This is a genomic window from Sulfitobacter geojensis (assembly GCF_000622325.1).
Classification (GTDB): Bacteria; Pseudomonadota; Alphaproteobacteria; order Rhodobacterales; family Rhodobacteraceae; genus Sulfitobacter; species Sulfitobacter geojensis.
Map to the genome: position 1 here is coordinate 781,741 of NZ_JASE01000005.1, position 24,735 is coordinate 806,475.

The 24,735-nt window shown below is 57.4% G+C and carries 22 protein-coding genes and 1 rRNA gene; 14 read left to right on the plus strand and 9 right to left on the minus strand.

The window, feature by feature from the left end; translation table 11 throughout:
• The first annotated feature begins 128 nt into the window (after window positions 1-128).
• Together rrf and Z947_RS21450 are read left to right on the plus strand one after the other, a co-directional pair.
• A 5S ribosomal RNA gene (gene rrf / locus Z947_RS0105765) occupies window positions 129-243 on the plus strand.
• Between the two features lie 826 nt (window positions 244-1,069).
• On the plus strand, window positions 1,070-2,254 hold the full coding sequence (locus Z947_RS21450) for a Hint domain-containing protein (protein WP_025043362.1): 1,185 nt from the start codon (window positions 1,070-1,072) through the stop codon (window positions 2,252-2,254).
• 158 nt (window positions 2,255-2,412) lie between these two features.
• Here Z947_RS21450 and Z947_RS0105775 read toward each other — a convergent pair whose 3' ends face one another.
• Together Z947_RS0105775 and Z947_RS0105780 are read right to left on the minus strand one after the other, a co-directional pair.
• Entirely contained in the window at window positions 2,413-3,090 is a 678-nt protein-coding gene (locus tag Z947_RS0105775; RefSeq protein ID WP_025043363.1) for a type 1 glutamine amidotransferase domain-containing protein, read from the minus strand.
• A gap of 170 nt (window positions 3,091-3,260) precedes the next feature.
• On the minus strand, window positions 3,261-3,911 hold the full coding sequence (locus Z947_RS0105780) for an OmpA family protein (protein ID WP_025043364.1): 651 nt from the start codon (window positions 3,909-3,911) through the stop codon (window positions 3,261-3,263).
• A 206-nt stretch (window positions 3,912-4,117) separates the two neighbouring features.
• On the opposite strand from Z947_RS0105780, the gene pheS reads away from it, so the two are divergent.
• The 3 genes from pheS to pheT all read left to right on the plus strand — a co-directional run bounded on the left by pheS (window position 4,118) and on the right by pheT (window position 8,053).
• Complete coding sequence (gene pheS, locus Z947_RS0105785) at window positions 4,118-5,191, plus strand: phenylalanine--tRNA ligase subunit alpha (protein WP_025043365.1); 1,074 nt, start codon at window positions 4,118-4,120, stop codon at window positions 5,189-5,191.
• A 14-nt stretch (window positions 5,192-5,205) separates the two neighbouring features.
• On the plus strand, window positions 5,206-5,487 hold the full coding sequence (locus tag Z947_RS0105790; protein ID WP_025043366.1) for a YrhK family protein: 282 nt from the start codon (window positions 5,206-5,208) through the stop codon (window positions 5,485-5,487).
• A gap of 166 nt (window positions 5,488-5,653) precedes the next feature.
• Window positions 5,654-8,053, plus strand: coding sequence for a phenylalanine--tRNA ligase subunit beta (gene pheT / locus Z947_RS0105795; RefSeq protein WP_025043367.1), 2,400 nt, complete (start codon window positions 5,654-5,656; stop codon window positions 8,051-8,053).
• 4 nt (window positions 8,054-8,057) lie between these two features.
• Here pheT and Z947_RS0105800 read toward each other — a convergent pair whose 3' ends face one another.
• Window positions 8,058-8,936, minus strand: a complete 879-nt coding sequence (locus Z947_RS0105800) for a LysR family transcriptional regulator (protein ID WP_025043368.1) — start codon at window positions 8,934-8,936, stop codon at window positions 8,058-8,060.
• A gap of 82 nt (window positions 8,937-9,018) precedes the next feature.
• Between Z947_RS0105800 and Z947_RS0105805 the strand changes: the two genes are divergently transcribed.
• The gene (locus Z947_RS0105805; RefSeq protein ID WP_025043369.1) at window positions 9,019-9,651 is read left to right on the plus strand and encodes a class I SAM-dependent methyltransferase; all 633 of its coding nucleotides are present in this window, start codon (window positions 9,019-9,021) and stop codon (window positions 9,649-9,651) included.
• Window positions 9,652-9,701: 50 nt separating this feature from the next.
• Window positions 9,702-10,148, plus strand: coding sequence for a YtoQ family protein (locus Z947_RS0105810; RefSeq protein ID WP_025043370.1), 447 nt, complete (start codon window positions 9,702-9,704; stop codon window positions 10,146-10,148).
• Between the two features lie 41 nt (window positions 10,149-10,189).
• Here the strand turns inward: Z947_RS0105810 and Z947_RS0105815 are convergent, their stop codons facing one another.
• Window positions 10,190-10,888, minus strand: coding sequence for a glutathione S-transferase N-terminal domain-containing protein (locus Z947_RS0105815; protein ID WP_025043371.1), 699 nt, complete (start codon window positions 10,886-10,888; stop codon window positions 10,190-10,192).
• 149 nt (window positions 10,889-11,037) lie between these two features.
• On the opposite strand from Z947_RS0105815, the gene mscL reads away from it, so the two are divergent.
• The 3 genes from mscL (at window position 11,038) to Z947_RS0105830 (ending at window position 13,983) form a co-directional block, all read left to right on the plus strand.
• On the plus strand, window positions 11,038-11,472 hold the full coding sequence (gene mscL, locus Z947_RS0105820; protein WP_025043372.1) for a large conductance mechanosensitive channel protein MscL: 435 nt from the start codon (window positions 11,038-11,040) through the stop codon (window positions 11,470-11,472).
• 127 nt (window positions 11,473-11,599) lie between these two features.
• Window positions 11,600-12,628 (plus strand): AraC family transcriptional regulator, encoded by a 1,029-nt coding sequence (locus Z947_RS0105825; RefSeq protein WP_025043373.1) that lies wholly within the window; start codon window positions 11,600-11,602, stop codon window positions 12,626-12,628.
• A 179-nt stretch (window positions 12,629-12,807) separates the two neighbouring features.
• On the plus strand, window positions 12,808-13,983 hold the full coding sequence (locus Z947_RS0105830) for an acyl-CoA dehydrogenase family protein (RefSeq protein ID WP_025043374.1): 1,176 nt from the start codon (window positions 12,808-12,810) through the stop codon (window positions 13,981-13,983).
• A 197-nt stretch (window positions 13,984-14,180) separates the two neighbouring features.
• Here the strand turns inward: Z947_RS0105830 and Z947_RS0105835 are convergent, their stop codons facing one another.
• The 3 genes from Z947_RS0105835 to Z947_RS0105845 all read right to left on the minus strand — a co-directional run bounded on the left by Z947_RS0105835 (window position 14,181) and on the right by Z947_RS0105845 (window position 16,938).
• Entirely contained in the window at window positions 14,181-14,945 is a 765-nt protein-coding gene (locus Z947_RS0105835) for an SDR family oxidoreductase (protein WP_025043375.1), read from the minus strand.
• 2 nt (window positions 14,946-14,947) lie between these two features.
• Window positions 14,948-15,979: a zinc-dependent alcohol dehydrogenase gene (locus tag Z947_RS0105840; RefSeq protein WP_156026625.1), complete on the minus strand. Its 1,032-nt coding sequence runs from the start codon at window positions 15,977-15,979 to the stop codon at window positions 14,948-14,950.
• A gap of 224 nt (window positions 15,980-16,203) precedes the next feature.
• Window positions 16,204-16,938 (minus strand): FadR/GntR family transcriptional regulator, encoded by a 735-nt coding sequence (locus Z947_RS0105845; protein WP_025043377.1) that lies wholly within the window; start codon window positions 16,936-16,938, stop codon window positions 16,204-16,206.
• Between the two features lie 149 nt (window positions 16,939-17,087).
• Here Z947_RS0105845 and Z947_RS0105850 point away from each other — a divergent pair, with 149 nt between their 5' ends.
• Complete coding sequence (locus Z947_RS0105850; RefSeq protein ID WP_025043378.1) at window positions 17,088-18,185, plus strand: mandelate racemase/muconate lactonizing enzyme family protein; 1,098 nt, start codon at window positions 17,088-17,090, stop codon at window positions 18,183-18,185.
• Between the two features lie 78 nt (window positions 18,186-18,263).
• Here Z947_RS0105850 and Z947_RS0105855 read toward each other — a convergent pair whose 3' ends face one another.
• Both Z947_RS0105855 and Z947_RS0105860 read right to left on the minus strand, forming a co-directional pair.
• Window positions 18,264-19,994: a M28 family peptidase gene (locus tag Z947_RS0105855; protein ID WP_025043379.1), complete on the minus strand. Its 1,731-nt coding sequence runs from the start codon at window positions 19,992-19,994 to the stop codon at window positions 18,264-18,266.
• Window positions 19,995-20,107: 113 nt separating this feature from the next.
• Window positions 20,108-20,896 carry an IclR family transcriptional regulator gene (locus Z947_RS0105860; protein ID WP_025043380.1) on the minus strand — a complete coding sequence of 263 codons (789 nt, stop codon included), beginning with the start codon at window positions 20,894-20,896 and terminating at the stop codon, window positions 20,108-20,110.
• A 237-nt stretch (window positions 20,897-21,133) separates the two neighbouring features.
• Here Z947_RS0105860 and Z947_RS0105865 point away from each other — a divergent pair, with 237 nt between their 5' ends.
• The 3 genes from Z947_RS0105865 to Z947_RS0105875 all read left to right on the plus strand — a co-directional run bounded on the left by Z947_RS0105865 (window position 21,134) and on the right by Z947_RS0105875 (window position 24,735).
• Complete coding sequence (locus tag Z947_RS0105865) at window positions 21,134-22,789, plus strand: ABC transporter substrate-binding protein (RefSeq protein WP_037938726.1); 1,656 nt, start codon at window positions 21,134-21,136, stop codon at window positions 22,787-22,789.
• A gap of 82 nt (window positions 22,790-22,871) precedes the next feature.
• Complete coding sequence (locus tag Z947_RS0105870; RefSeq protein WP_025043382.1) at window positions 22,872-23,849, plus strand: ABC transporter permease; 978 nt, start codon at window positions 22,872-22,874, stop codon at window positions 23,847-23,849.
• Window positions 23,842-24,735, plus strand: coding sequence for an ABC transporter permease (locus Z947_RS0105875; RefSeq protein WP_025043383.1), 894 nt, complete (start codon window positions 23,842-23,844; stop codon window positions 24,733-24,735). The genes Z947_RS0105870 and Z947_RS0105875 overlap by 8 nt, the downstream gene beginning before the upstream one ends.

A 24,735-nucleotide genomic window follows, 5' to 3' on the forward strand; every position in this document is an offset into this window, starting at 1 on the left:
ACACAATACATTAGATGTAATTGACTTGGACACGAGACGTCGCATTCAGGAAAGAAGCGACGTCGTTTGTATCGTTAATCAGCACATATGCTGAGGTACGACGCAAACTCTATGGAGTGCTTTTTTGGTTTGGTGATCATAGCGAGAGCAAAACACCTGGTTCCATCCCGAACCCAGCCGTTAAGTGCCTTAGCGCCGATGGTACTGCGTCTTAAGGCGTGGGAGAGTAGGTCATCGCCAAACCTAATAATCACTCCATACTTGTATCTCTCAACGATCAAAACATCACCAAAATTATACTATATATGCAATGCACCTAGAGCGGGCTATCGTTTTTCGTGTCCGATCTTTCCCGTCCAATAGATACGCGAATATCCTTTGGGTGATTAATGCCTGATCGTATACGCCCACTCTGTGGTGAGCGATGTGCCGCCCCTCCCTTCCTTGTGCATCCGCGCTTGGCTTGCGCTTGCTGTGAGATATTCCGCGTATCCGCGTTGCTACCCCGCCCACCGAACGAAGCCGTCCCAGAGCGGTTCTGCTGACACATTTGCCGGTCAACTAATGCGCGAACCATCTGCCACTGTATTGCCAGTTGCAAATCTTCAACCGTGACGATTTCAATCTCGAATGCTCGACCCTCGCAGATTAGGCCCTATCTCGATCGAGGCATTCTGGAGATCGGCAACAACGAAGCCGAAACAGGGACGCGGGCCATCGCAATTGGCCGGAAAACTGGCTTTTCGCCGGGAATAAACGCGCCGGATGATCTGCGGTCATTGCCTATCGGCTGAGGGGGGGTGATAGACGTTCTGGCCGCATAGATGATTAAAAGACCAATACGACGGATAAACGGATGCCAAGGGGTCGCATTCAGACCTGAGCACAGGATGCATAGGCAGGCAGGGCTAGCGTACCTTTCCTAGGGTGGTCCTGATTGCGTCAAGGATTTCAGCTTCCAAGCTTTGGGCCGCGATACGTTCAATTTAGCCAATTCTCCCACCTCGATTTGGCCATTTCTTAGCTTTTAGCCCAGATACCGGGTTCAAATGATGCGAAGGTCTGTCCGATGCCCACTTACTCATTCACCGGCTATTCGCCAGATGCATTAGTTTACGATGCTGCTAACAACTCGTGGTCGCTTCGGCCGGACTATGATCCCAACCTGCATAGGGTCGAGTTTTCCATAACCGATGATGACGCCTATCTTGGCGGCGATAACTTCAATGACGAGACCGGTAACGACGCTAATCAGACCGCAACTGTCACGGACATGAACGGCAATCCCGTCGCAAGTGGCCAAGTTTATGACGAAGAGTTTTATGCCATTTCCAACCCTGCGACGGGGGCGATTTGGATCGAAAAAGTCGAAATCGCAGGCCAACATGTCGGATACCTAGTTAGCGCCCCTCTGGATCCAAGTCTGACGTATTCCCAGACAACCAATATGGATGCCGCAGACGATCCCCCGGACAGCGATACTCCTCAGGGGAATACGGCGTCCTACTCCTCATTTTCGGATGTTCCACCATGTTATGCACCCGGAACCATGATCAATACACCTGATGGTCCACGGGCGGTCGAAACGCTGAGGCCCGGAGATTTGATAACCACTCTTGATCACGGCTTCCAGCCGATCCGTTGGGCGCATTGGGGTGACCATCCGCTCGAAGAGCAGGACGTCGATGGCAAGCCGGTGCAAATCAAAGCCGGTGCCTTGGGCTGCAACCTGCCCGCCAACGACCTGATCGTATCGCCACAACACCGCATCCTTGTCGGTGGGGCAGGGCAATTGCAGCAGGTCTTCGCCAGTGAAGCGTTTGCGCCAGCAAAATGCCTAACGGCGGTGCCGGGTATCCGCCACATGAAAGGCAAAACCAGAATTACCTGGTTTCATTTTGCCTGTGAGCGACACGAGGTTGTCACGGCTAATGGATGCCTATCGGAATCCCTGCTGCTCGGCCCGATGGTCGTGACCCGGCTGGCACGCGCGGAGCAAGCGACCCTGACCGATATCTTCGGCCCCGCCCCGAGGCCTGACGCGGCCCTGAACGGTCCGCCTGCGCGGAAATGCCTGACAGTGGGCGCGGTCAAACGCCAGATTGCCAAGCATCTCAAAGAAAAAGGTGCGCTTTTGGCTGAGGGGATCGAGAAATGGGATCGCGATCTTGCGATGGAGAAATACGAAGCCGAGCGACTGCGCGAGGCGCGATCATCAGCCCACCACCGCGAAAATGCTCCGCGCGTCGCATAGCCCACAAGACGCTTCGACCGGACGGGACCCATTGATCGCCACCTCTTATACGTAGGGCGACAGCCATGAAAAAGCCGCGTTTGGGTAGGACCGCGGCTTTTGCCGTTTGTAAGGGATAGCGGATGCGAAGCCTACGTCGCATCCGCAACAATCAACGCTTATTTCAGCAATTTCAGCAAAGCTTCTGCTGCCGCTTCGGAAGATGCCGGGTTTTGACCCGTCACCAGTTTGCCGTCTGTCAGCACAAAGGACGCCCAGTCGTCGCCTTTTTCGTAATGGCCGCCGTTTTCCTTCAACATGTCCTCGACCAGGAAGGGGACCACATCTGTCAGGCCAACGCCGTCTTCTTCTGTGTTGGTAAATCCGGTGACCCGTTTGCCGGAAACCAACGGTTTGCCGTCTGGCCCGTTTGTTGATTTGAACACGGCGGGCGCGTGACATACCGCAGCCACGGGTAGGTCGGCCGCCGCGAAGGCCTCGATCAGGCGTTTGCTGTCTGCATCTGTCGCAAGATCCCACAGGGGACCGTGCCCACCAGGATAAAACACCGCATCAAACCCGTCGATCGTCACGTCAGAAAGCACCTTGGTGTGCGCCAATGCGTCCTGCGTTTCCTTGTCATTTTTAAAGCGGTTCGTTGAATCGGTCTGCGCGTCATCACTATCGCTTTTGGGGTCAAGAGGGGGCTGCCCCCCTTTGGGCGAGGCGAGGGTGACCGTCGCGCCAGCATCCTTGAAGACGTAGTAAGGTGCTGCGAACTCCTCGAGCCAGAAGCCCGTCTTTTCACCCGTGTCGCCGAGTGCGTCGTGTGACGTAAGTACCATCAAAATATTCATTTGTTTCTCCGTATTCTAAACCCAACAGACATCGGCAGGCGACCGCCTGATGATGTTGCTTCTGAATAAAACCGTGTAGAGGAGGGATGGTTCCAGCCAAAAAAGGTGACGTTGGGGCGGGGTGCTGCGCGTTCGTTCTCAAGGGGGAGAATGGAATTGAAACCAAAGGCTTAGGGTTTTCGCATCACTTTGAAATCCACGCGACGGTCGGCACCGTCATCGATATTGGACCCTTGCGACAAGGGTGCGCGCGCGCCGAAACCCATAGCCTCGACAGCAAGTGGATCAACGCCCAGCAACAACAGCGTGTTCAAGGCGCGATCGGCGCGTTCCCAGCTTAACGCGAGGTTTACGGCGTCGTCGCCGCTGCCATCGGCATGTCCGGCCACGACGACATAGGCGTTATCACACCCCATAATCCTGTCGCTGACCTGTTCCAGAAAGGCCACCGCATCGACGGTTATCTCTGCGGAGTTTTCATCGAAGGGGACTTTTGCCGAGGATAGAAACTTGTCGAGGTTTTGAACACAGTCCTCCCCCGAGGTTGTGCCCGCAGAAAGCAAAACCGGTGCTTCTTGTGGAAGGTCACCGATTGAAAAGGCATCCGGCGCGGGCGGGGCGATCAATGATGCCATGGCCCGCAGCGCGATATCGGATGGGGTTGTGTTGTCGGTCTGCATCACAGCGGGCGGGGCGTCGGCGACGGCCACGCGCAAACCGGTCACTGCCCCGACGCCCAAAAGCATCAATGCCACACCACCGACCACTGCGCGGATTGTCCCCGGGCGGTTTGCGGGGCGTGAGCGTGGGGCTGGGGGCACGAGAGATTCCTTGAGTAGCGGGCGATATATAGCGGATCTGGATAAGGCTAACACCTTATATGGCGTTTGACCAAGGACGCGTTCGTGAAACGATGCGGATGGCACGACATTTTCTGTGGATAAGAGCCCGCCGCCCTCGTTGTCGGTGGGTTGCATTTCCAAAGGACGGCAAGTAGCACAAACCAAGCAAATTTCGAGGGTGCCCGATGGACGATCTCAAGCAAAAATACCTGAAGCTGGTTGCAGATGCCGCCGATGAATCGGCGTTGGAAGATATCCGGCTGGCTGCCGTTGGCAAAAAGGGCGAAGTCGCGTTGAAAATGCGCGAACTGGGCAAGATGACGCCGGAAGAGCGCCAGACGGTCGGCCCCGCGTTGAATGCGCTGAAAGATGAAATCAACTCGGCCTTGGCCGCGAAAAAGGCGGCATTGGGCGATGCGGCGCTGGACGAGCGTCTGCGGTCCGAATGGCTGGACGTGACTTTGCCAGTCCGCGCACAACGGGTGGGTTCGATCCATCCGGTGTCACAAGTGACAGAGGAACTGACTGCGATTTTCGCCGAGATGGGGTTTTCCGTCGCCGAAGGGCCGCGCATCGACACGGATTGGTATAACTTTGACGCGCTGAATATTCCCGGCCACCACCCTGCACGGGCCGAGATGGACACGTTTTACATGGCGCGTGCGGAAGGCGACGATCGCCCGCCGCATGTTTTGCGCACCCATACATCGCCCGTACAAATCCGCACGATGGAGGCCGAAGGCGCGCCGCTGCGCATCATCTGTCCGGGCGGTGTGTACCGCGCCGATTACGACCAGACGCACACGCCGATGTTCCATCAGGTCGAAGGGCTGGCGATTGATAAAGACATCTCGATGGCGAACCTGAAATGGGTGCTGGAAGAGTTTTTCAGTGCGTTTTTCGAGATCGACGGCATTAAAACACGCTTTCGCGCCTCGCACTTCCCGTTCACGGAACCCTCGGCCGAGGTGGATATCCAGTGTTCATGGGTCGACGGCCAGTTGCGGATTGGCGAGGGCGACGGCTGGATGGAAGTGCTGGGCTCCGGCATGGTGCATCCGAAAGTGTTGCAGGCGGGCGGGATTGATCCTGAGGTCTGGCAGGGCTTTGCCTTTGGTATGGGGATCGACCGGATTGCGATGCTGAAATACGGGATACCGGATTTGCGGGCGTTCTTTGATTCAGATCTGCGCTGGTTGCGGCACTATGGCTTCGCGTCGTTGGATCAGCCGAATTTGCATGGTGGTTTGTCGCGGTAACAGGTGCCTTTCAGATGAAACTTTTCAGACACGAGACGCGACAAGCGAGCGAAGAAAGCCGGCGGCTTTATGCGCTGTTTGAATTGTTCCATACGTTGGCGGATTTCGGGGCCGCGACCTTGTTTATTGTCGGGTCGATCATGTTCTTTTCAGAGCAATGGGTGACCTTTGGTACTTGGTTGTTTCTGGTCGGATCTGTGCTGTTTGCCCTCAAGCCGAGTTTGCGGCTGTGGTGTGAAATACGGCTGTACCGGATGCATAATTATGATGAGCTTGCTGACCGCGGGCAAGAATAGCCGCGTTTGGTTTGCGAGGAGGCGGGGTGAACCCCGCCCTACGGCGGCTTGGGCTGAAACGACATCATCTTTGCAGGTCAGGCGTGTGACTGCCCTGTTCCTGCATTGATCCCCGCCCCGTTTGGCGATACCGACTGAACCCAAGCATAGGCACGAGGATTGAGACATGAAATTCACGCTTTCCTGGTTGAAAGACCATCTGGATACCACGGCCACGGTCGATGAAATCTGCGAAACCCTGACCGATCTTGGCCTTGAGGTTGAGGGCGTCGAGGATCGCGGGGCGCGGCTGCGTGATTTTACCATCGGCTATGTCAAATCCGCCGAGAAACATCCCGATGCGGACCGGTTGAATGTCTGTCAGGTCGAGACCGACGAAGGCGTGATGCAGATCATTTGCGGTGCACCGAACGCGCGGGCGGGGATCACCGTGGTTGTCGCGAAACCTGGTGTTTACGTGCCGGGGATTGATACGACGATTGGCGTCGGCAAAATCCGCGGTGTCGAAAGTTTCGGCATGATGGCATCCGAGCGCGAGATGGAGCTGTCCGAAGAGCATGACGGCATCATCGAACTGCCCTCTGGCGAGGTCGGGCAGTCGTTTGTGGATTGGCTGGCCGAACATGATCCGGCCAAGGTCGATCCGGTGATCGAGATTGCGATTACGCCGAACCGCCCTGACGCTTTGGGCGTGCGCGGCATTGCGCGCGATCTGGCCGCGCGGGGCTTGGGCACGTTAAAGGCACGTGATTGCGAACCGGTTGCGGGCACATTCCCCTGTCCGGTCAGCGTTACGATCGACGAGGACACGCTTGAGCAATGTCCGGTGTTCTATGGTCGTGTGATCAAGGGCGTGAAAAACGGGCCGTCGCCGGCATGGTTGCAGGATGCGCTGCGGGCGATCGACTTGCGGCCGATTTCGTTTCTTGTCGATGTGACCAACTTCTTCACCTATGATCGCAACCGCCCCCTGCACGTGTTTGATGCGGATAAGGTGGCTGGCAATGCCCTGCGCGTGCACCGTGCTAAGGGTGGTGAAACCCTGATGGGGCTGGACGAGAAAGAATATACCTTTGCCGAAGGAATGACCGTGATTTCCGATGCCAATGGTGTTGAAAGCATCGGTGGTGTGATGGGCGGTCTGGCGACGGGCTGTACCGAAGAGACCACAAATGTGTTTCTTGAAGCGGCCTATTTCGATCGGGTGCGCACTGCGTACACGGGGCGTGCGCTCAAGATCAACTCGGATGCGCGTTATCGTTTTGAACGCGGGATTGACCCCGAGTGGACGCCGCATGGCATCGAACACGCAACGCGGATGATCATGGATCACGCGGGCGGTGAGGCTTCTGATGTGGTGGTTGCAGGGGCAATCCCCGATACCAGCCGCGCCTATAAACTGGATACGGATCGCGTGCAGTCGCTGGTCGGTATGACCATTCCGGCCGAGACGCAGCGCGCAACATTGACCGCGCTCGGTTTCACGCTTGAGGGCGACATGGCGCATGTGCCCAGCTGGCGTCCCGACGTACAGGGTTCTGCCGATCTGGTGGAAGAAGTGGCGCGGATCGCCTCCCTGACCAAGTTGGAAGGGGTGCCATTGCCACGGATCAGCGCGGGCGTGCCACGTCCGATCCTGTCCCCGATGCAACGGCGTGAAGTTGCGGCGCGGCGGGCGGCGGCGGCCTTGGGGTACAACGAATGTGTAACCTACAGCTTTATTGATCAGGCATCAGCCGCCCTGTTCGGCGGCGGCACGGATGAAACCCGTCTGGAAAACCCGATCAGCGCGGATATGAGCCATATGCGCCCGGCCTTGCTGCCCGGTTTGCTGGCGGCGGCGGCGCGCAATCAGGCGCGTGGATTTGCCGATATGGCCCTGTTCGAGGTCGGGCCCGCCTTTCACGGCGGTGAACCGACAGAACAGCACGCGTTGGTCAGCGGTTTGTTGATCGGGCGCACCGGTCCGAAAGACGTGCATGGGGCGTCGCGCGCTGTGGATGTCTATGACGTCAAAGCGGATGCGGAGGCGGTTCTGGCCGCGATGGGTGCGCCTGCACGGGTGCAAATCCTGCGCGGCACGTCCAACGAATGGCATCCGGGACGGCACGGCATGATCTGTCTGGGCCCGAAAAAGGTGCTGGGCATTTATGGCGAAGTGCACCCCAAAATTCTGGCCGCGATGGATGTGAAAGGCCCTGCGATGGCGTTCACCCTGTGGCCTGAACAGGTGCCGTTGCCGCGCAAGTCGGGTGCCACGCGTCCTGCGCTTAAAATCAGCGATTTGCAGGCGGTTGAACGTGACTTTGCCTTTGTTGTTGACGCGCAGGTCGAGGCGTTGACGCTGGTGAATGCGGCGATGGGGGCTGATAAGGCGCTGATCACCGATGTGCGGGTGTTTGACGAATTCATCGGCGGTAGTCTGGGTGAGGGCAAGAAATCACTGGCCATCACCGTGCGATTGCAGCCCGAGGGCAAGACGTTGAAAGACGCCGATATCGAAGCGGTCGGGGCGAAGGTCATCGAGAAAGTGTCAAAAGCGACTGGCGGTGTGCTGCGCGGTTAACGCGTCAGCTCAGCCGTTCGGCAAGCAGATCAAACACCAGCCTGATGCGCGGGCTGGTGTGAATTTCGCGGTGCGTGACCAGCCATATAGGGTAGGTCACGTGTAGTTTCTCGGGTAGGATTTTTTCGAGCTGGGGCGCCTTTGCTGCTACGTGGGCGGCCATCGGGCTGATGCCAAGACCGGCCTTGCACATCTCCCATGCGGCAACGCCGTTTTCGGAGATGAGGCGAAAATTCTCCGGCGTAATCGGTATGCCCATGCCGATCATGTACCCGTGCATGCGCGGAACCGGCCCCAAGGCGATCCAGTCGTGTTGTTTCAGATCCTCAAGTGTTTCCGGCCTGCCGCGCGCCTCAAGATAAGAGGTCGACGCGTAGAAATAGCCGCTGTTTTCGCGCAATAGCCGTGCAACAAGATTGGGCTGGTCCGGTCTGACATGGCGCACGGCGATATCTGCGTCACGCTCCATCAGGTTTTCGATGTCATTGGACGCAACGACCTCGACCGTGATTTGCGGCGCACGCAAACGGATCTCGCGCACAATCTCGGGCAGATCATAGACCGAGGTGACATCACTTGCGGTGATCCGCACCACCCCGCCCAGACCGGAGCGTTGACCGCTGGCCGACAGCGACAGGCGGGTCGCCGCGCCGCCCATGTCGCGGGCATGGCGCAACAATTCGCGGCCCGTATCGGTCAGCGTCAGGGTGCGGCCGTTGCGTTCAAAGAGCATCAGGTCCAACGCGGTTTCAAGCGCTGCAATCTGGCGGCTGAGAGTGGGCTGCGTCAGACCCAGGGCGCGCGCCGCCGCCGAAAGCGATCCCTGCTCGGCAGTGGCAAGGAAAGCGCGCAGGTGGTTCCAGTCGGTTTGCTGTAGATCCATGCGTATATGTATATATATCCTGCGTTTTTCGTCAATTCACCGCCTATCCATACGCGGGTATGGTAATTGAAAGGAGAGCGACATGACGCAAGCATCAAAATTTTGGGACAAGCACGCGGTGAAATACGCGGCGTCTCCCATCAAGGACAAAGCCGCCTATGAGTATACATTGGAGCGCACGCGCAGCTATTTGAAGCCTGCGGACCATGCGCTTGAGATTGGCAGCGGCACGGGATCAACCGCGCTGTTGTTGGCCGGTGATGTGGCGCGCTTTACCGGCACGGATATCTCGCCGGAAATGACGCGGATCGCACGGGAAAAAGCCGATGTCGAAGGGGTGGAAAACCTGCAGTTTCAGGTGCGTACGGCCGTGCAGGCGGCACAGGATGCGGCGGGCATGGATGTGGTGATGGGGTTCAACATCTTTCACCTGACCGAAAATTTGGAAGGAATCCTGAAAACGATCAGCGGCAATCTGAAACCCGGTGCCTTGTTGATCACCAAGACACCCTGTTTGGGTGAACCCTCTATCGGGCTGATGCGTTTTGCTTTCGCGGCGATGATCCCTGTCATGCGATTGGTGGGGATGGCCCCCTTTGTACGACGTTTGTCGTTTCAGGAGTTGGAGGCGATGATCACGAGCGCGGGTTTCCAGATTATCGAGACCGGTAGTCACCCGAAGATGAGCCGCTATATCGTTGCGCGGCGCGCATAGACCTTGGCGGTCAGCGTGCTAGGTATGGCGCAAGCAAAGCGGAGAGTTAGATGTTGAAAGTATATCTGTCGGGTGAAATTCACACGGACTGGCGTGAACAGATTATCGATGGGGCCAAAGGTCTGGATGTGACGTTTGACAGCCCCGTCACGGACCACGGGGCCAGCGATGATTGCGGTGTGGCGATACTGGGCGAAGAGCCGGACAAGTTCTGGCATGACCGCAAAGGCGCGCAGATCAATGCGATCCGCACGCGCAAGGGGATTGCGGATGCGGATGTTGTCGTGGTGCGCTTTGGCGAACAGTACAAACAGTGGAACGCCGCGTTTGATGCGGGATACGCGGCAGCCTTGGGCAAGTCGCTGATCATCCTGCACGGCCCCGATCATCAGCATGCGTTGAAAGAAGTCGATGCGGCGGCTTTGGCTGTGGCGTCCGAACCGGCGCAGGTTGTGCAGATCTTGCGCTATGTGCTGACGGGTGGCTTGCCCGCCTAAGAAACGGCAGGTCGGGCTGGCATGCCCGACCATGCAAACGGTTAATCGCGCGGCGGTGTAACCAGCCCTGTCTGAACGGCAGGGCGCGCGGTGAAGCGGTCAAGGTAGGCCACAAGGTTCTTGTGATCGTCCCAGCCCAGCACGTCCTTGGCTTCGTAAAAATCCAGTGCCCGCAGCCAGGGCGCAATCGCCATGTCTGCAATGGAATAGTTTCCCGTGATCCAGTCTTTGCCCGCGAGTTCACGGTCAAGCACGCCCAACAGACGCTTGGCCTCGTTGATATAGCGGTCTTGCGGGCGTTTATCTTCCCACTCCGAACCGGCGAATTTGTAAAAGAACCCGAGCTGTCCCAGCATCGGGCCAAGGCCGCCCATCTGAAACATCAACCATTGCAGGGTCTGGGCTTTCTCGGTCGCGGTGGCACCGATGAATTTGCCGGATTTTTCCGCCAGATAAATCAGGATTGCGCCGGATTCGAACAACCCCACGGCCGTGCCGTCGGGCCCGTTGGGATCGACAATCGCGGGGATCTTGTTGTTGGGGTTCAGGGACAGGAATTCAGGGCTTTTCACATCGGCATCCGACAACGTCACCTTGTGCGCCTCGTAAGGGATGCTCATTTCTTCAAGCGCGATGGAAACCTTGACCCCGTTGGGCGTCGGGAACGAATAAAGCTGCAAGGCAGACGGATCCTGTGCAGGCCACTTTTTGGTAATCGGGAATGGGGTAAGGTCAGTCATATCGTACTCCTGAGTGCATTATTGATGCTAGGTAGGGGTTTTTCCCCTGAAAAACAGTCTTACCGATGTGCATTCATGTGGTAATGCATATGCGGCGGCGAACCGACTGAGCAAGCAGCGGACGCGCGTCGATCACAAAGGGACAAGTAATGATTCAAGAATTCAAAGATTTCATCGCCAAGGGCAATGTCATGGACATGGCTGTTGGTATCATCATCGGTGCGGCGTTTACGGCCATCGTGACATCGCTTGTGGGCGATCTGATCAACCCGATTATCGGTCTGGTCATGGGCGGCGTTGATTTCACCGCGATGTATGTTGTGCTGTCGGGCGATGTGCCAGCGGGCACAGGACTGGAAGCCGCACGCGAAACCGGTTCGGCAATTTTCGCCTATGGTGCCTTCATCACAGCGATCATTAACTTCCTGATCATCGCGTTTGTAGTGTTCATGTTGGTCAAGATGGTGAACCGCGTCAAAGCACAGGCAGAAACACCTGACGAAGTGGCACCGGAAGTCGAAACCGGTCCTTCTGAATTGGACGTGCTGCTGGAAATCCGCGACTCTCTTGCCAAAGGCAAATAAGCCCGACGCCAGTTGACGGTGTTCCAACGAGCGCCCGACGTTACAAAAGCCCGCCCTCACGGCGGGCTTTTTCGTTGTGCGAACGGGGTTCTGCGCCGTCTCATTCGATGATAGCCACAAGCGTAGAATGACCAGTGCATCCTCACCGCTATATTCCACGGTTTCCCGTCAGTTCATCGCGGACTGGCTGGATGCCTTGCGCCCTTTGTGCACGGGTGATCAATTTGCGTCGCTTTTGCAGCGGTCCGAGCTGCTGGTCGGGCAGAACCTGCCGCATGGTCGGGTCACGCTGGATCAGATTGTTTGCCTTTATCAATTGGCAGCTGTTGAAACAGGGGACGAGATGATGGGACTTTGGTCGCGTCCCATCCGCCCACGGGCCTTGCAGCATTTGCTGACCTCTGTGCGCGAGGCGACCTCGCTTTCCTCGGCGCTCTACCGATTTTCGACGTTCTGGAACCTGCTGCTTGATGATTATCAGTTCGATCTGGTGGAAACGCATACCACAGTGCAGCTGCGGCTTATGCCGCAAGCGGACAGAACAGCGCAGCGGTTCGGGCATATGTTGATCCTCAAGCTGGCACATGGGTTGATGTCTTGGCTGGCCAGATATGAAGTGCCTGTTCAGGCGGTGGATTTTGCTTTTGCGCGGCCTGCGTTCGACGAAGATTATGCCGTTATCTTTCCCGCGCCGGTGACGTTCGATTGCGACGCCACGGCACTTTCTTTTAATCTGGCCGCACTCGGGCCGGTTCAGGTGCGCAGTGCGGATGACCTGGACTTTTTTCTGCACAATGCGCCGCGCGACTGGATCTTTACGCGCTCCAGCGATCACACGCAGTCATTGCGGCTGCGCGCCTTTCTAAGTCAAACCGGCTGGGAGCATGCAAACCTGACAGCGGCTGCGCGGGCCATGCACATGACGCCGCGCACCTTGATCCGCAAGCTTGAGGCGGACGGCACGTCGTTTCAATACATCAAGGACGGTCTGCGCCGCGACATCGCGATCCGTCACCTGCAAGCCGGCCAAAGCAGTGTTGAGGGCATCGCGCAAATGATCGGGTTTTCCTCCGCCGCCAGTTTTCACAAAGCTTTTCACAGGTGGACGGGAAACACGCCCGGTTCTTACAGAAAGCGGCAGGATGCCGAAGGCTGATTTTGTCACTTTCGGACAAGGCGCTGTCACCTCGCGAGATAGCTGCCACGTGTTTAAGTTGATATTTTGTAACGAGAAACGAAAGATTTGCTAAGAAAACAGGCCCCCTGTGCATGTCGTCAACCGTTCCGTTCGGTTGGCGATATGTGACAGGTGTTGCCATGAAAAGGACCATTCGAATGTCTGACAAACTGGATAAAATTCTCGCCGCGGCCCATGATCATGCGACCAATGTCATCGCACCCAATGTGGACAGCTGGAACGCTGCAAAGACTTGGCCGCGCGAGGCCTCCAATATGGCGGGGGACGCTGGCCTGACCGGTCTCTATGCCCCCGAAGAATGGGGCGGTCAGGGGTTGCCGTTGTCCGAAGGTATTCAGGTTTACGAACAGCTTGGTCTGGGCGACGGGGCTTATGCTTTTGCCATCTCGATGCACAATATCTGCACCTTTGCAGGCTGCGGATATGGCGCCGATGCGTTCAAGGAAACCTGGGCGCGTGATTTGACCTCGGGGCGTAAGCTGGCGAATTTTGCACTGACCGAGCCGCAGTCGGGGTCCGATCCGATGCAGATGTACACACGTGCGCAGATCAACGGGGACGGGACATGGACGATCAGCGGCGCAAAAGCATGGGTCAGTTTGGCGACCGAGGCGGATATCTACTTTGCCGTGGTCAAGACCAGCGATGCGCCCGGACACAAGGACATGGCGATGATCGCCATTCCCGCCGATGCACCGGGGATCAGTTTTGGCCCGCGTTACGACACGCCCTCCTATAACTTCCTGCCCTTGTCGGAGATGTATTTCGACAAGGTCGTGGTCAGTGAAGACAACATCATCCTTCCCATCGGGCAGGGGTTGCAAGGGTCGCTTATGGCGATCGACATTGCACGGGTTTCCATTGCGTCGGGGTGCTGTGGACTGATGCAGGCGGCACTGGATACCGCGCTGTCCTATTCCAAGAACCGCAAGATGTTCGGGGGCAAGAACCTTGATCTGGACGGCATTCAATGGATGCTGGGCGAGGTTGCGACCGATCTCGAAGCTTCCAAGCTGCTGTATCGCAAAGCCGCCGAAGCGCTGGGCACACCGGAAGGGCCGTTGATGGCGGCGCATGCAAAACGGTTTGTGCCGGATGCGGCGGTGAAGGCTGCCAACACCTGTACGCAAGTGCTTGGCGGTATGGGGCTTTTGCAGCCTTACGGGCTGGACCGGCTGTCACGGCTGGCGCAGATGCTGCGGATTGTAGATGGCACAACAGAAATCAGCCGTGTGGTCATCGGGCGTGCCCTGCAAAAGCGGGCTGCAGGCTTGCCGGATCTGCCGGTGCCAAAAGGCTTTGGCGAGACCTGAAGCGGCACGGTCCTTACCGCCCTGCGCTAACGCGATCACACGGAGATGATCGACGGTATAAAGCTTTGCGGACCAGCCGGTTAGGGACGGCTGGTCCGCATTTTTTTTACATGTCGCCCGTTAGACCCATTTTTGGTATCGGACTTGGCGCGTATGCGCCGCCACGACTTGGTTTGATCCACTTATGGCGGGGGTGCCTAGCGACCCATCCAGCCGCCGTCCACCGTGAGGATTTCACCGTTCACATAATCCGCGGCTTTAGACGCAAGGAAAACCGCAGGGCCCCCGAAATCTTCGGGTGTGCCCCAACGACCCGCTGGAATGCGCTCCAGAATTGCCTTGTAGCGATCCGCATCATTGCGCAAGGCTTCGGTGTTGTCCGTCGCGATGTACCCCGGTGCGATGGCATTGACGTTCACGCCCTTGCCAGCCCATTCGTTCGCCAGCGCTTTGGTCAGCTGACCGATGCCGCCCTTGGAAGCCGCATAGCCCGGCACCGTAATGCCCCCCTGAAATGTCAGCAGCGACGCGGTAAAGATGATTTTGCCTGCGCCCCGTTCAACCATGCCCCGACCAATTTCGCGGCTAAGCACAAATTGCGCCGACAGGTTCACCTCGATCACCTCGTCCCAGATGTCGTCCCCATGCTCGGCAGCGGGTGCGCGACGGATCGTGCCGGCGTTGTTGATCAGGATATCGGGGGCGACGCCATCTTTTTCCAGCTGCGCGATAAAGCCGGTCAGTGCCGCACGGTCGCCAAAATCACATTGATACGCCTTGAAGGACCGGCCTAAATCCGTGACCGCCTTGCCGACATCGCTGCCCTCAAGTTCAAGTGAGGCGCTGACGCCGATGATATCTGCGCCAGCTGCTGCCAAGGCCTCGGCGATGCCGCGCCCGATGCCACGTTTGCATCCGGTAACGAGGGCCGTCTTGCCGGACAGATCAAACAGGTTTGTCATTATTATGCTCCTACCTTGATGAGACTTTTCAGTGCAGTGGGTGACGCGTCGAGCGCCTCGAACGCTTTTTGGATGTCGGCCAGCGGCGCGACATCGGTGATGATGGTTTCGGCGTCGATTTCACCGCCCGCGACCAGCTGGATCGCCTTGTCATAGTCTTGCGGTTCGTAAACGCGGGCCCCTTTCAGCTCCAGTTCGCGCCAGAAGAACTGGAACATGTCGATCTGCGGTTTCTGTGCATGGATGGCCACCATCACAATCCGCGCACGCACCGCGGCCACCGCTGTCATCGCGTCAACACCGGGCTGGCTGCCCGACACTTCGAACACCACATCGGCACCCTTGTTGCCGGTACGTTTCTGGATCGTTTCGACCAGATCCTCCTTGGCGGGGTTCACCGTGTCAAAACCCATCTTGGCCGCGATGGCCAAACGGTTTTCATTCACCTCCGAGATAATAACATTGCCCCCCGCCGCACGCGCCACTGCGGCGACCAGCACACCGATGGGGCCGCCGCCGATGATCACCGCATCCTCGCCTTTGGTCAGCCCCGACAGGCGCACATCATGACAGGCAACAGCCACAGGTTCGATCAGCGCCGCGTGATCCAGCCGCATATCATCGGGCAGCGTGTGGATGGTATGCGCAGGCACGGTCCAGATTTCCTGAAAGGCACCATGGGTGTCGAGGCCAAGAAATTTGAGGTTGTGACAGATGTGTTGGTGGCCGGCGTCGCAGGCCGGACAATCACCGCAATGATCCAAGGGACGCACGACGACTTTCTGGCCTTTTGCAAGACCGTCGACACCCGCGCCAACGGCGTCGATGGTGCCGGACATTTCATGCCCGATCACACGTTCAAAACCGATACGTGCATCCATGTTGCCGTGAAACACGTGCATGTCCGTACCGCAAATCCCGCAGTAGGCGATGCGCACCGCGACTTCGCCCTTGGCGGGCGGGGCTGCGTCAATCGTTTCGACCGAGAAACGGTGATCGCCACGGTAGAAAGCTGCGGTAATTTGGTTTGACATGACAATTTCCCTTTTGGTGCTGGCGGAGTTCATCCTCTGCTTTTGGTAAGACCAAATATAAGGGGGCGAGTCAATTGTGCTCTCCATTTGTCTCAAGTCCGGCGGCTTGCCTTCTTTGGACATACCAATTTTATGCGCGCGGCCCGCGCGTTCCGGTGATGCCGCCTGTCGTCGCGAAAACGGGGGGGGCGGCGCAGCAGGTTTTCGGAGTGCGTTGGGGGGTGTTAAAGATCGTCGAAACTGCGCTTTACCTGATCCCAAGCGGATTCAAGGTGGGCGCGCAATGCGTCCTCTGCGCGATCGGGATCGCGGTCCAGAATTGCATCAAGAATGCTTTTATGGGCTTCGAAGTTCGTGCGATTGCGTTCGGGATCTCGCGGCATCTGTCGCCAGCGGACATCCAGCCAATCGGAAAACGCGGTGTGGATCGCGGGAAACACGGGGTTGTCGACAACGTCGTAAAGCAGTCTGTGAAACGCGCGGTCGGTTTCATAGAATGCCAGCGAATCGTCGATGCTGTCTTCGTTCGATTTCAGAGCGGCCTTCAGGCGGGCAATCTGTTCTTTGCTCGCCTTTTCAGCAGCAAGCCGGACAAGGCCCGCTTCGACAAAAATGCGCAGGTCGAAAATTTGGCGGGTGCCGCCACTGGCGTGTGTCAGATGCCCGACAAGCCCGCCCAACATGCCCAGAACAGTGCCGACATCCGGCGTGCGCACCATTGGCCGGTGACGCGGCGCGGCTTTCACCAACCCTTTGCCCTCAAGAATCTTGACGGCTTCGCGGGCAACCGGACGGCTGACTTTCATCTGTTCGACGATGCTGCGTTCGGCGGGCAGGGATTGCCCGTTCTTCAACTCGCCCGAAAAGATCTGTGCCTCGATTGCGGACACGACTGTCGCGACTGCGCTTTGATCACGCAGCGGCTTTTTACACGGTGTTTCAGGTGTTTCACTAGCCATTGACGCAGTTTCCCACGGATGCAGAAGCTTATCAATCACGATTATTGGATAGACCAAATGCAAGTTAGTGGACCTATCGTTGACAGAAATAGGCGGTGCTGCATACTATGGTCTGACCAAACAAACTAATCCGGCGTGGGAGTGGCGGTATGGCGAAGATCACGAAAATGGACAGTCACCTGTTTGCGCTGCCGCTTAAGGAAGTGCTGAGCGACGCCATGCATGGCGATCATACGTTCTTTGAGCTGGTCATCGTAAGACTTGAGCTTGCGGATGGGACCAGTGGTACGGGCTATACCTATACCGGTGGTAAGGGCGGGCATGCGATCAAGGCGATGATCGACCATGATCTAAAGCCGTGGCTGATCGGTTCCGATGCGGGCGATATTCCGGCGCTTTACGAACAGATGGGGCGTCATATCCACTATGTCGGGCGTGGCGGGATTGACAGTTTTGCAATCGCGGCCATCGACATCGCGCTTTGGGATGCCCAGTGCCGCCAGCTTGGCAAGCCGTTGTGGCAGGTTGCAGGGGGCACTGCGGACCGGTGTGCCGCCTATCGGGGCGGGATTGATCTGAACTACCCCCTGCCCAAACTGCTGGACAGCGTGCGCGGTTATATCGAACAGGGATTTAATGGCGTTAAGATTAAGGTGGGCAAACCGGATCTTGCGGAGGATCTTGAACGTGCACGTGCCGTAATTGATCTGATCGGTCCCGATGTGGATTTCATGGTCGATGCCAATTACTCCATGTCTCTTGCACAAGCCATCACTGCCGCCCATGCGTTTCACGACCTTGGTGTTGTCTGGTTCGAAGAGCCGATAGAGCCTGACGATTATGCCGGTTACGGCCATATCGCAGAGGTGACAGGCTGTCCGCTTGCCATGGGGGAAAACCTGCACACAGAGCAGGAATTCCGCCACGCGTTCGACAATTCGCGCTTGTCCTATGTCCAACCGGACGCGTCCAATTGTCGGGGCATTACCGGTTGGCTGGCGATTGCTGAAATGTCGCGCGACGCCGGCATTCCGGTTTGCAGTCACGGCATGCAGGAACTTCACGTCAGTCTTGTCTCGGCCCAGCCGAACGCAGGGCAGATCGAAGTGCACAGCTTTCCGATTGATGAATACACGCATCGCCCTCTTGTGATCGAGGATCACATGGCCGTTGCCCCGTCGATACCCGGTATCGGGGTCGAATTTGATTGGGAAAAGCTGCGGCGCGCGCATATGCCGACGAAATAGGGGCAGGTTGCGGCGCCAAACGCGTGTTCGTCGAGGCAAAGCGCAGGGGGATGACCCGCCGCGCTTTGCCTGATTTCATCAAACCCCGGCAACGCGTTCGATCAGGGTTTCAGCGGAGCGCATGCCTGCGATCACGTGGTTCTGCCCACGCACCAGTTGAGTGCGTCCGAACCCCTGCAAATCTGCCGGTGTCGCGGCGATTTTGCTGGCCTGATCCAAGGCGGGCAGGGGCGGGATGGTCAGCGCAGGGTCATGGCGGAACCGGTCCGAGCGGTTGAAGTTAAGCGGCACCAGAATGCGAGCGAGGTCTTGGATCACGATATTCGCCCGCGCCTCATTGACGGACCCATCGGCGACACCATCGTAGAACGCGTTAAGCTTGCTCAACAAACTGTTGCTTGCTGCTTTGGCGTCTGAAAGGTCGAACGCATCGCCGGCTTCGGATTGATAGGTCGCCAGCGTGTCCTGAAATTCGCGGGCCGTCGCGCGCCAGTCCTGCGGCAAGACCGCAGCGTTTGCGTTGCGGAATACGGCGAGCAGGTACACCTTGATGTCGCGTAACAGGATGTCTTTGTCAGCGATCTCAAGCGTGTCGTTCTCGGTGTGCCATGCAATGTTCATGCCACAGCCACCAACAGCGTAATATCCCAGTTCTTCGCGGTGTGCGTCTGTCATGGCAGAGGACAGCATAAGGTAACCGGACAAGCCGATGTTGTTGAAAGAATAGTCGCCCGCGCGGTGGGGGCGTTCGGAATGCAATTCCTTGCCGCAAACGTCCTTAATCACCTGTGCCAGATAATCGTGGTTCTCCGACATGACAGACACATTCAGGAATTCCGTGGCCCAGCGGCAGCCGGGGCTGTCACAGTTCACTTGCGCCACGCAGTTGGCGTCCAGATCCAGCGCGAAGGTGTCGGAATACCATGTGGATCCCGCGTAACGGCCGGTGGAGTGCCCGGGCCACCAGACGATTTTGACCGTGCGACGCAGCTTGTCCTTGTTGGCCCACAATACACGGGCGATTTCCAGCATGCTGGCGTCACCGGTTGCGTTGTCGCCGACACCCACATCCCAACTGTCGAGGTGGCCGTGCAGCAGCACGTATTTCTCTGGCTCTTCAGTGCCCGGGATCGTGATTTCAGGCAGTTTTGAGGTGAACCAGCCTTCTTCCATCTCGGTAAAGATCGTGGCTTCACCACCGGCCTCAGCAATTGCACGCAGGGCCTGACCGCTTTCGAAATTGACCGCGGCGGCGGGAATGGTTGGCTTGTTCGGCAGATCATCCGTGCCGGGCGTGCCCCAGATGGTCGTGCAGATACCCCAGTGGATATCGACGCCGGGGTTGATCGCGATCACACCGATGGCACCGCATGTGTCCATCAACGAAATGATCGCGGGGCTGGCGAAACCTTCGGTCAGCACGATCTTGCCGCGCACCTTCGCTTCCATCTCGGCAGAGGCTTCCAACTGGCTTTCGAACGCGTCTTCCTCGTCCATGTTGGTGGTGCCGGGGATATAGACCAGCGGGCCGCTTAGTCCGTTTGGTGTGTTCACAGCATAGGCAGGAGGCTTGGCGCGGAACGTTGTGCCATCCGCTTCGACACGCGCCTGACCGGGCAGGCTGAGATAGAGCTCCGGCTCGTGCACCTGAACCTCGACACCATGACCGCGAAGTGTGTCGACAACTTCATCCATTCCGCGATTGACGTCATCGGGATGCTCGCGCTTGAACGTCGCAAAGCTCTCGACCAAGGCCCAGGGCGCATCGATTGTCACCTGTTCAAGCAGGTCTTTTTCTGTCTGGTTCATTTCTCTCTCCTATGTTTTGCTGAATAAAACAATGTTGCATTTGGTAAAACGCTAGCAGAGAGGTTTGAGTCGGGCAAGCGGCGCGATTGCCCGAAGGCGCGGTGTTTGGATTTTCAGCCGAGGGTGAGCTTTGTGGAGATTTTGTCGGCCGCAGCCTTCACCGCTTCGATATATGCTTCGCGTCTTTGCTCATCGAGGCGCACGGCGGCACCGGCGATTGAAAGGGCGGCCACCACTTCACCGGATGCGTTAAAGATCGGGGCGGCGATCGAAAATGCGCCATCATCCAGATCGTTCAGCGCCACATTGTACCCGTTGGCCCGAATCCGGTGCAGGATTTTGCTGAGCTGTTCGGGGTCCGTGATCGTATGATTCGTGTAGCTGGGCATTTCGGACGTGAGGACGCGGTCTAGAATGGAGGGTTCAGCATAGGCGAGCAACAACATTGAGCCGCCGCCTGCATGCAATGGCCCCTTGCGCCCTGTTTGCGCGAACATACGGATCGCGTGCAACCCTTCGCGAGTCGCCAGGGCCAGCGCATAATTCCCTTCGCGGATGACCAGATTGACGTTTTCGCCAGTTTCATCACGCAACTCGTCCATGATTTGCGGGGCGACATGCAGCAAAGCCCCATCGCGGCCCACGCGTTCGCCCAACAGGGCAACGCGGTAGCCCAGTGAAAAGGTTGCCCGTTCTGCGTCGCGGTGCACATAACCTGCTTCTTCGAGTGTCTGTAACAGTCTGAAAACGATAGATTTCGTCAGGCCCATTTCATTGGCCAATGCGGTCACGCCAAGGCCGGGTTTTTCGGCAAGAGCCTCGAGAACATTCAGTGCCCGCCCCACTGCCTCAATTTTATACGATTTGCGCTGGGCAGGGGGGGTAACTGCATCGTTTGTCATGGTCGCTCCAAAAAAGTGTATTGTCTTTTTCGACAATCGTGTTTTACTGAATAAAGTAATTTCGTTCTGTCTCACTCAGTAAAACACAAGGGACTGTTCGTCAATACCAAGAATAACGCCGGACTGCCCGGCGAAAGAATGTACGGGATTGGAGTTTGGCCGCAAGGCTGCGCGCGTTGTTCCGGAACATTTGCATGCTGACTGGCCCGATGGGTCGACGACAACAGGAGAGATATTGTGAACACTCTATTAAAGCTGGCGTCTACGTCGCTGATGAGCATGGCGATGCTTGCCGGACCGACATGGGCGCAGGACAAAATCCGCACGATCCATTTGCTTTCGCGCCCGCAGGCGGCGCAACCGGCAGAATTTCAGGCCGTTCAACTTATTGCACAGGAATGGCGCAAACTGGGTCTGGACGTAGAAGTTGACGTCATGCCGTGGGAGCAGATGTCATCCGAGGTTTGGTACAACCGCGAAGATTGGGACGTGACCGCGTGGCAGATGACCGGCCGGCCCGAACGCTCCGACCCCGACGAGATTATCTATAACCTTTTCCACTCCACCACAGCGGAGTCCGGTTATAACTTCATCGGCTACAACAACCCCGAATATGATGCGCTGGTTGAAAAGCAGCGTGTGACGATTGACCCGACAGAGCGTCAGGCGCTTGTCCGTCAGGCGCAGGAAATTCTGGCCAAAGACCAGCCCAACATGATGCTGGTGCACCCCGAGCAGGCCTTTGCCTTTGACAACACAATCTGGGATGCAGCATCGGTTGTGAACCAGTCGGGCATCGGTATCCGTAACACATGGACGTGGTTGTCGCTGGCCCCCAAGGGCGACCAGAAAGACATCATTGCCAACTCCGCCGATAACGTGATTGCGGTGAACCCGCTTTATATCTCCGGCGTGACCGACAGCTGGATTACCGAGTTGCTGTATGACCGCCTGTTCCGCGTTGGGCCGGACGGCTTGCCCACAGAATGGGCCGCGACCAGCTATGAATGGCGCGACGATAAAACCATCGCCGTGACCCTGCGCGATGATATGAAGTGGCATGACGGTGAACCCCTGACCGCCGAAGACGTCAAGTTTTCGTTTGAGACAACGGTTGGTGGTGAAGCGCCGATGTATTCGCCGTTCGGCAAGGGCATCAGCGATATCGCAATCGAGGGCGAAAACGTCGTGGTCTTCACGCTTGAAACCCCCTCTGCGTCTTTCATCATCTCCAGCCTTGCCAAGATCAACCTGATCCCCAAGCACGTGTGGGAGCCGATCCTTGCCGACCTGTCGACCAAAGAGGAAAACGCAGAGAGCTATCAGGAAGAGATGCCCATCGGGTCAGGCCCTTACAAGTTTGACCGTTGGATCACCAACGAAGAGATCGTTCTGAGTGCAAACGCCGATCACTTCAACGCACCAAAGGCAGAGCGCTGGATCCTGCGTTTTGTGCCGAACGCCGAAGCATCTTTGGGCATGTTGCGTTCGGGCGAGGTGAACTTCCTGACCGATTTCTCCGGTGACCCGCAAGTTCTGGTTGATGCCGCAGAAGCGGATGGTGATCTGGAAGTCGTATCAACCGTCGACATCGGTTTCCGGTATCTGGCCTTTAACAACCGCCGCCCGCCGTTCGATGATCCGGCCTTCCGCTCGGCACTTTCCTCTGCTGTAGATCGCCGCTTGATCGTAAACGCTGCTTTCAAGGGCTTTGCGGTTGCATCAAACTCGGTTGTTTCACCGGCGCTTGAATTCTGGCACGCCAAGGATGTTGTCGACAACTTCAAGGCAGGGTCTGACGTTGCGAAAACGATGCTGGAAGAAGCAGGCTACACAATGGATGGTGACAGTCTGGCCTATCCTGATGGTGTAAAAGAGACCCTGGCCGACTAACGCCGGCCCGATCAAAACGGGGGCGGCGCGTCTGTGCCGCTCTCTCCTCCCTCCTTTCACCCAAAACTGGCAGCAGGTTCTCATGAGTACGCTCAAACCCGTTCTATCGCGCACCTTACAGTTAATGCTGGTCCTTTGGGCAGTTGTGACCATCCTGTTTCTGATGTTCCGCTTGATGCCGGGCAACCCGCTCGCGGCCTACATCGACCCGTCTTTCACCCTTGAACAGCAAGAGCAGTTGATCCGCCAATTCGGTCTGGATGAACCACTGCTGTCGCAGTATTTCACCTACCTCGGCAATCTGTTGCAGGGCGAGCTGGGATATTCATTCCGCTACCGCACGCCGGTTTCCGAACGCATCTGGCTGCTGCTTCCGAACACGCTGATCCTGACGTTTTCCTCGCTCATCATTGCCTACATCTTTGGTATTCTCGCAGGTGCCTGGCTTGCATGGCGCCGCGCCAGCCGCGCCGAAGCTGTGGCTTTGCCCATTGTCCTTGCCACCCGCGCGATGCCGGAGTTCTGGCTGGGTATGGTATTGCTCGCGGTCTTTTCCTTTTCGCTGGGCATATTTCCTGCGGGGGGAACGCGGTCCGCAGGCACCGAATACGACAGCCTTTGGGCGCTCTATACCTCGGCTGATTTTCTGTCCCACCTCGCGCTGCCGATGCTGACGCTGGCAATATATTCCCAGGGTCTGCCGTTGCTGCTGATGCGCTCGAACATGTTGGACGTGATGAAAGAAGACTTCGTCACCATGGCCAAGGTCAAAGGCCTGTCACCCTATACTATCGTCATCAAACACGGCGCACGTAACGCTTTGCTGCCGGTCATGACGTCCTTTGCGATCTCTGTCGGCTATCAATTGCAAGGCAACGTGGTGGTCGAAAGCGTGTTCTCCTGGCCGGGATTGGGGCGTGAACTTGTCTCGGCGGTCTCTGCTTCCGACTATCCGTTGGCGCAGGGGGCGTTCCTAATGATCGCCGTTGTCGTAATCCTGATGAACCTGATTGCCGACCTTCTTTACACCTTCCTCGACCCAAGGATTTCCCATGCCTGAGGCTATCGTTTCCCAAGGACCGATCCGCCGCATGTTCAACATGCTGAACCTGCCGGTTGGCGATAACTTCGCCGTCGCAGGTCTGGTGATCTATCTGCTGTTTGTCCTGACCGCGATCTTTGCGCCGGTGCTGGCCCCCTATGACCCGACCGAGATTTTGTATTCAGCGGACTATGATCTGGCGTCTGATTTCCTGCCGGGGCAGGAGGGCCATATTCTGGGCACCACCAGCCTTGGCCGCGATATCTTTTCGCAGATCGTCTATGGAGCACGGTCGGCCCTGCTAGTTGGTTTGACGGCGGCTTTTATGGTCGCGTTCATCGGCACCATTGTCGGCCTGATGTCCGGCTATTTCGGGGGCTGGATTGATACCGTCCTGATGCGGCTGGCCGATGTGGCCTTTGGTATTCCGTTCCTGCCGTTTGTGATTGTGATCTCGGCCTTTCTCGAACCGTCAATCTGGAACACGGTCATCGCTATGGCGCTGGTCCTGTGGCGTGACACAGCGCGCGTGATCCGTTCGCAGGTGCTGACCCTGCGCTCTCGCGGCTATGTCGAAGCGGCGCGGGTGTCAGGCTCTTCCGATTTCAAGATCATCACACGCCACATCGCTCCCAATATCGTCCCGCTGTCGCTTCTTTATGGGTCCATCGCCATTGGTTGGGCCATCCTGACCGAAGCCTCCATCAGCTTTCTGGGGTTCGGTGACCCTGACAGCATCAGCTGGGGCTTCATGTTGCAGGATGCCTTTGCCAGTCAGGCACTGAGCCGCCAAGCCTATCATTGGTTCATCCCGCCGGGCCTTGCGATCATTCTGGTCGTTTCTGCGGGGTTCTTCATCTCGCGCGGTTACGAAAACCTTCTGTTTCCAAAGTTGGGCCGTTGA

Coding starts and splice junctions, on each gene's coding strand:
- Z947_RS0105870 (WP_025043382.1), top strand. CDS start 22,872: ATGAGTACGCTCAAACCCGTTCTATCGCGCACCTTACAGTTAATGCTG.
- pheT (WP_025043367.1), top strand. CDS start 5,654: ATGAAATTCACGCTTTCCTGGTTGAAAGACCATCTGGATACCACGGCC.
- Z947_RS0105800 (WP_025043368.1), bottom strand. CDS start 8,936: ATGGATCTACAGCAAACCGACTGGAACCACCTGCGCGCTTTCCTTGCC.
- Z947_RS0105815 (WP_025043371.1), bottom strand. CDS start 10,888: ATGACTGACCTTACCCCATTCCCGATTACCAAAAAGTGGCCTGCACAG.
- Z947_RS0105790 (WP_025043366.1), top strand. CDS start 5,206: ATGAAACTTTTCAGACACGAGACGCGACAAGCGAGCGAAGAAAGCCGG.
- Z947_RS0105775 (WP_025043363.1), bottom strand. CDS start 3,090: ATGAATATTTTGATGGTACTTACGTCACACGACGCACTCGGCGACACG.
- Z947_RS0105825 (WP_025043373.1), top strand. CDS start 11,600: ATGACCAGTGCATCCTCACCGCTATATTCCACGGTTTCCCGTCAGTTC.
- Z947_RS0105805 (WP_025043369.1), top strand. CDS start 9,019: ATGACGCAAGCATCAAAATTTTGGGACAAGCACGCGGTGAAATACGCG.
- Z947_RS0105810 (WP_025043370.1), top strand. CDS start 9,702: ATGTTGAAAGTATATCTGTCGGGTGAAATTCACACGGACTGGCGTGAA.
- Z947_RS0105835 (WP_025043375.1), bottom strand. CDS start 14,945: ATGACAAACCTGTTTGATCTGTCCGGCAAGACGGCCCTCGTTACCGGA.
- Z947_RS0105850 (WP_025043378.1), top strand. CDS start 17,088: ATGGCGAAGATCACGAAAATGGACAGTCACCTGTTTGCGCTGCCGCTT.
- pheS (WP_025043365.1), top strand. CDS start 4,118: ATGGACGATCTCAAGCAAAAATACCTGAAGCTGGTTGCAGATGCCGCC.
- mscL (WP_025043372.1), top strand. CDS start 11,038: ATGATTCAAGAATTCAAAGATTTCATCGCCAAGGGCAATGTCATGGAC.
- Z947_RS21450 (WP_025043362.1), top strand. CDS start 1,070: ATGCCCACTTACTCATTCACCGGCTATTCGCCAGATGCATTAGTTTAC.
- Z947_RS0105840 (WP_156026625.1), bottom strand. CDS start 15,979: ATGTCAAACCAAATTACCGCAGCTTTCTACCGTGGCGATCACCGTTTC.
- Z947_RS0105845 (WP_025043377.1), bottom strand. CDS start 16,938: ATGGCTAGTGAAACACCTGAAACACCGTGTAAAAAGCCGCTGCGTGAT.
- Z947_RS0105855 (WP_025043379.1), bottom strand. CDS start 19,994: ATGAACCAGACAGAAAAAGACCTGCTTGAACAGGTGACAATCGATGCG.
- Z947_RS0105830 (WP_025043374.1), top strand. CDS start 12,808: ATGTCTGACAAACTGGATAAAATTCTCGCCGCGGCCCATGATCATGCG.
- Z947_RS0105860 (WP_025043380.1), bottom strand. CDS start 20,896: ATGACAAACGATGCAGTTACCCCCCCTGCCCAGCGCAAATCGTATAAA.
- Z947_RS0105875 (WP_025043383.1), top strand. CDS start 23,842: ATGCCTGAGGCTATCGTTTCCCAAGGACCGATCCGCCGCATGTTCAAC.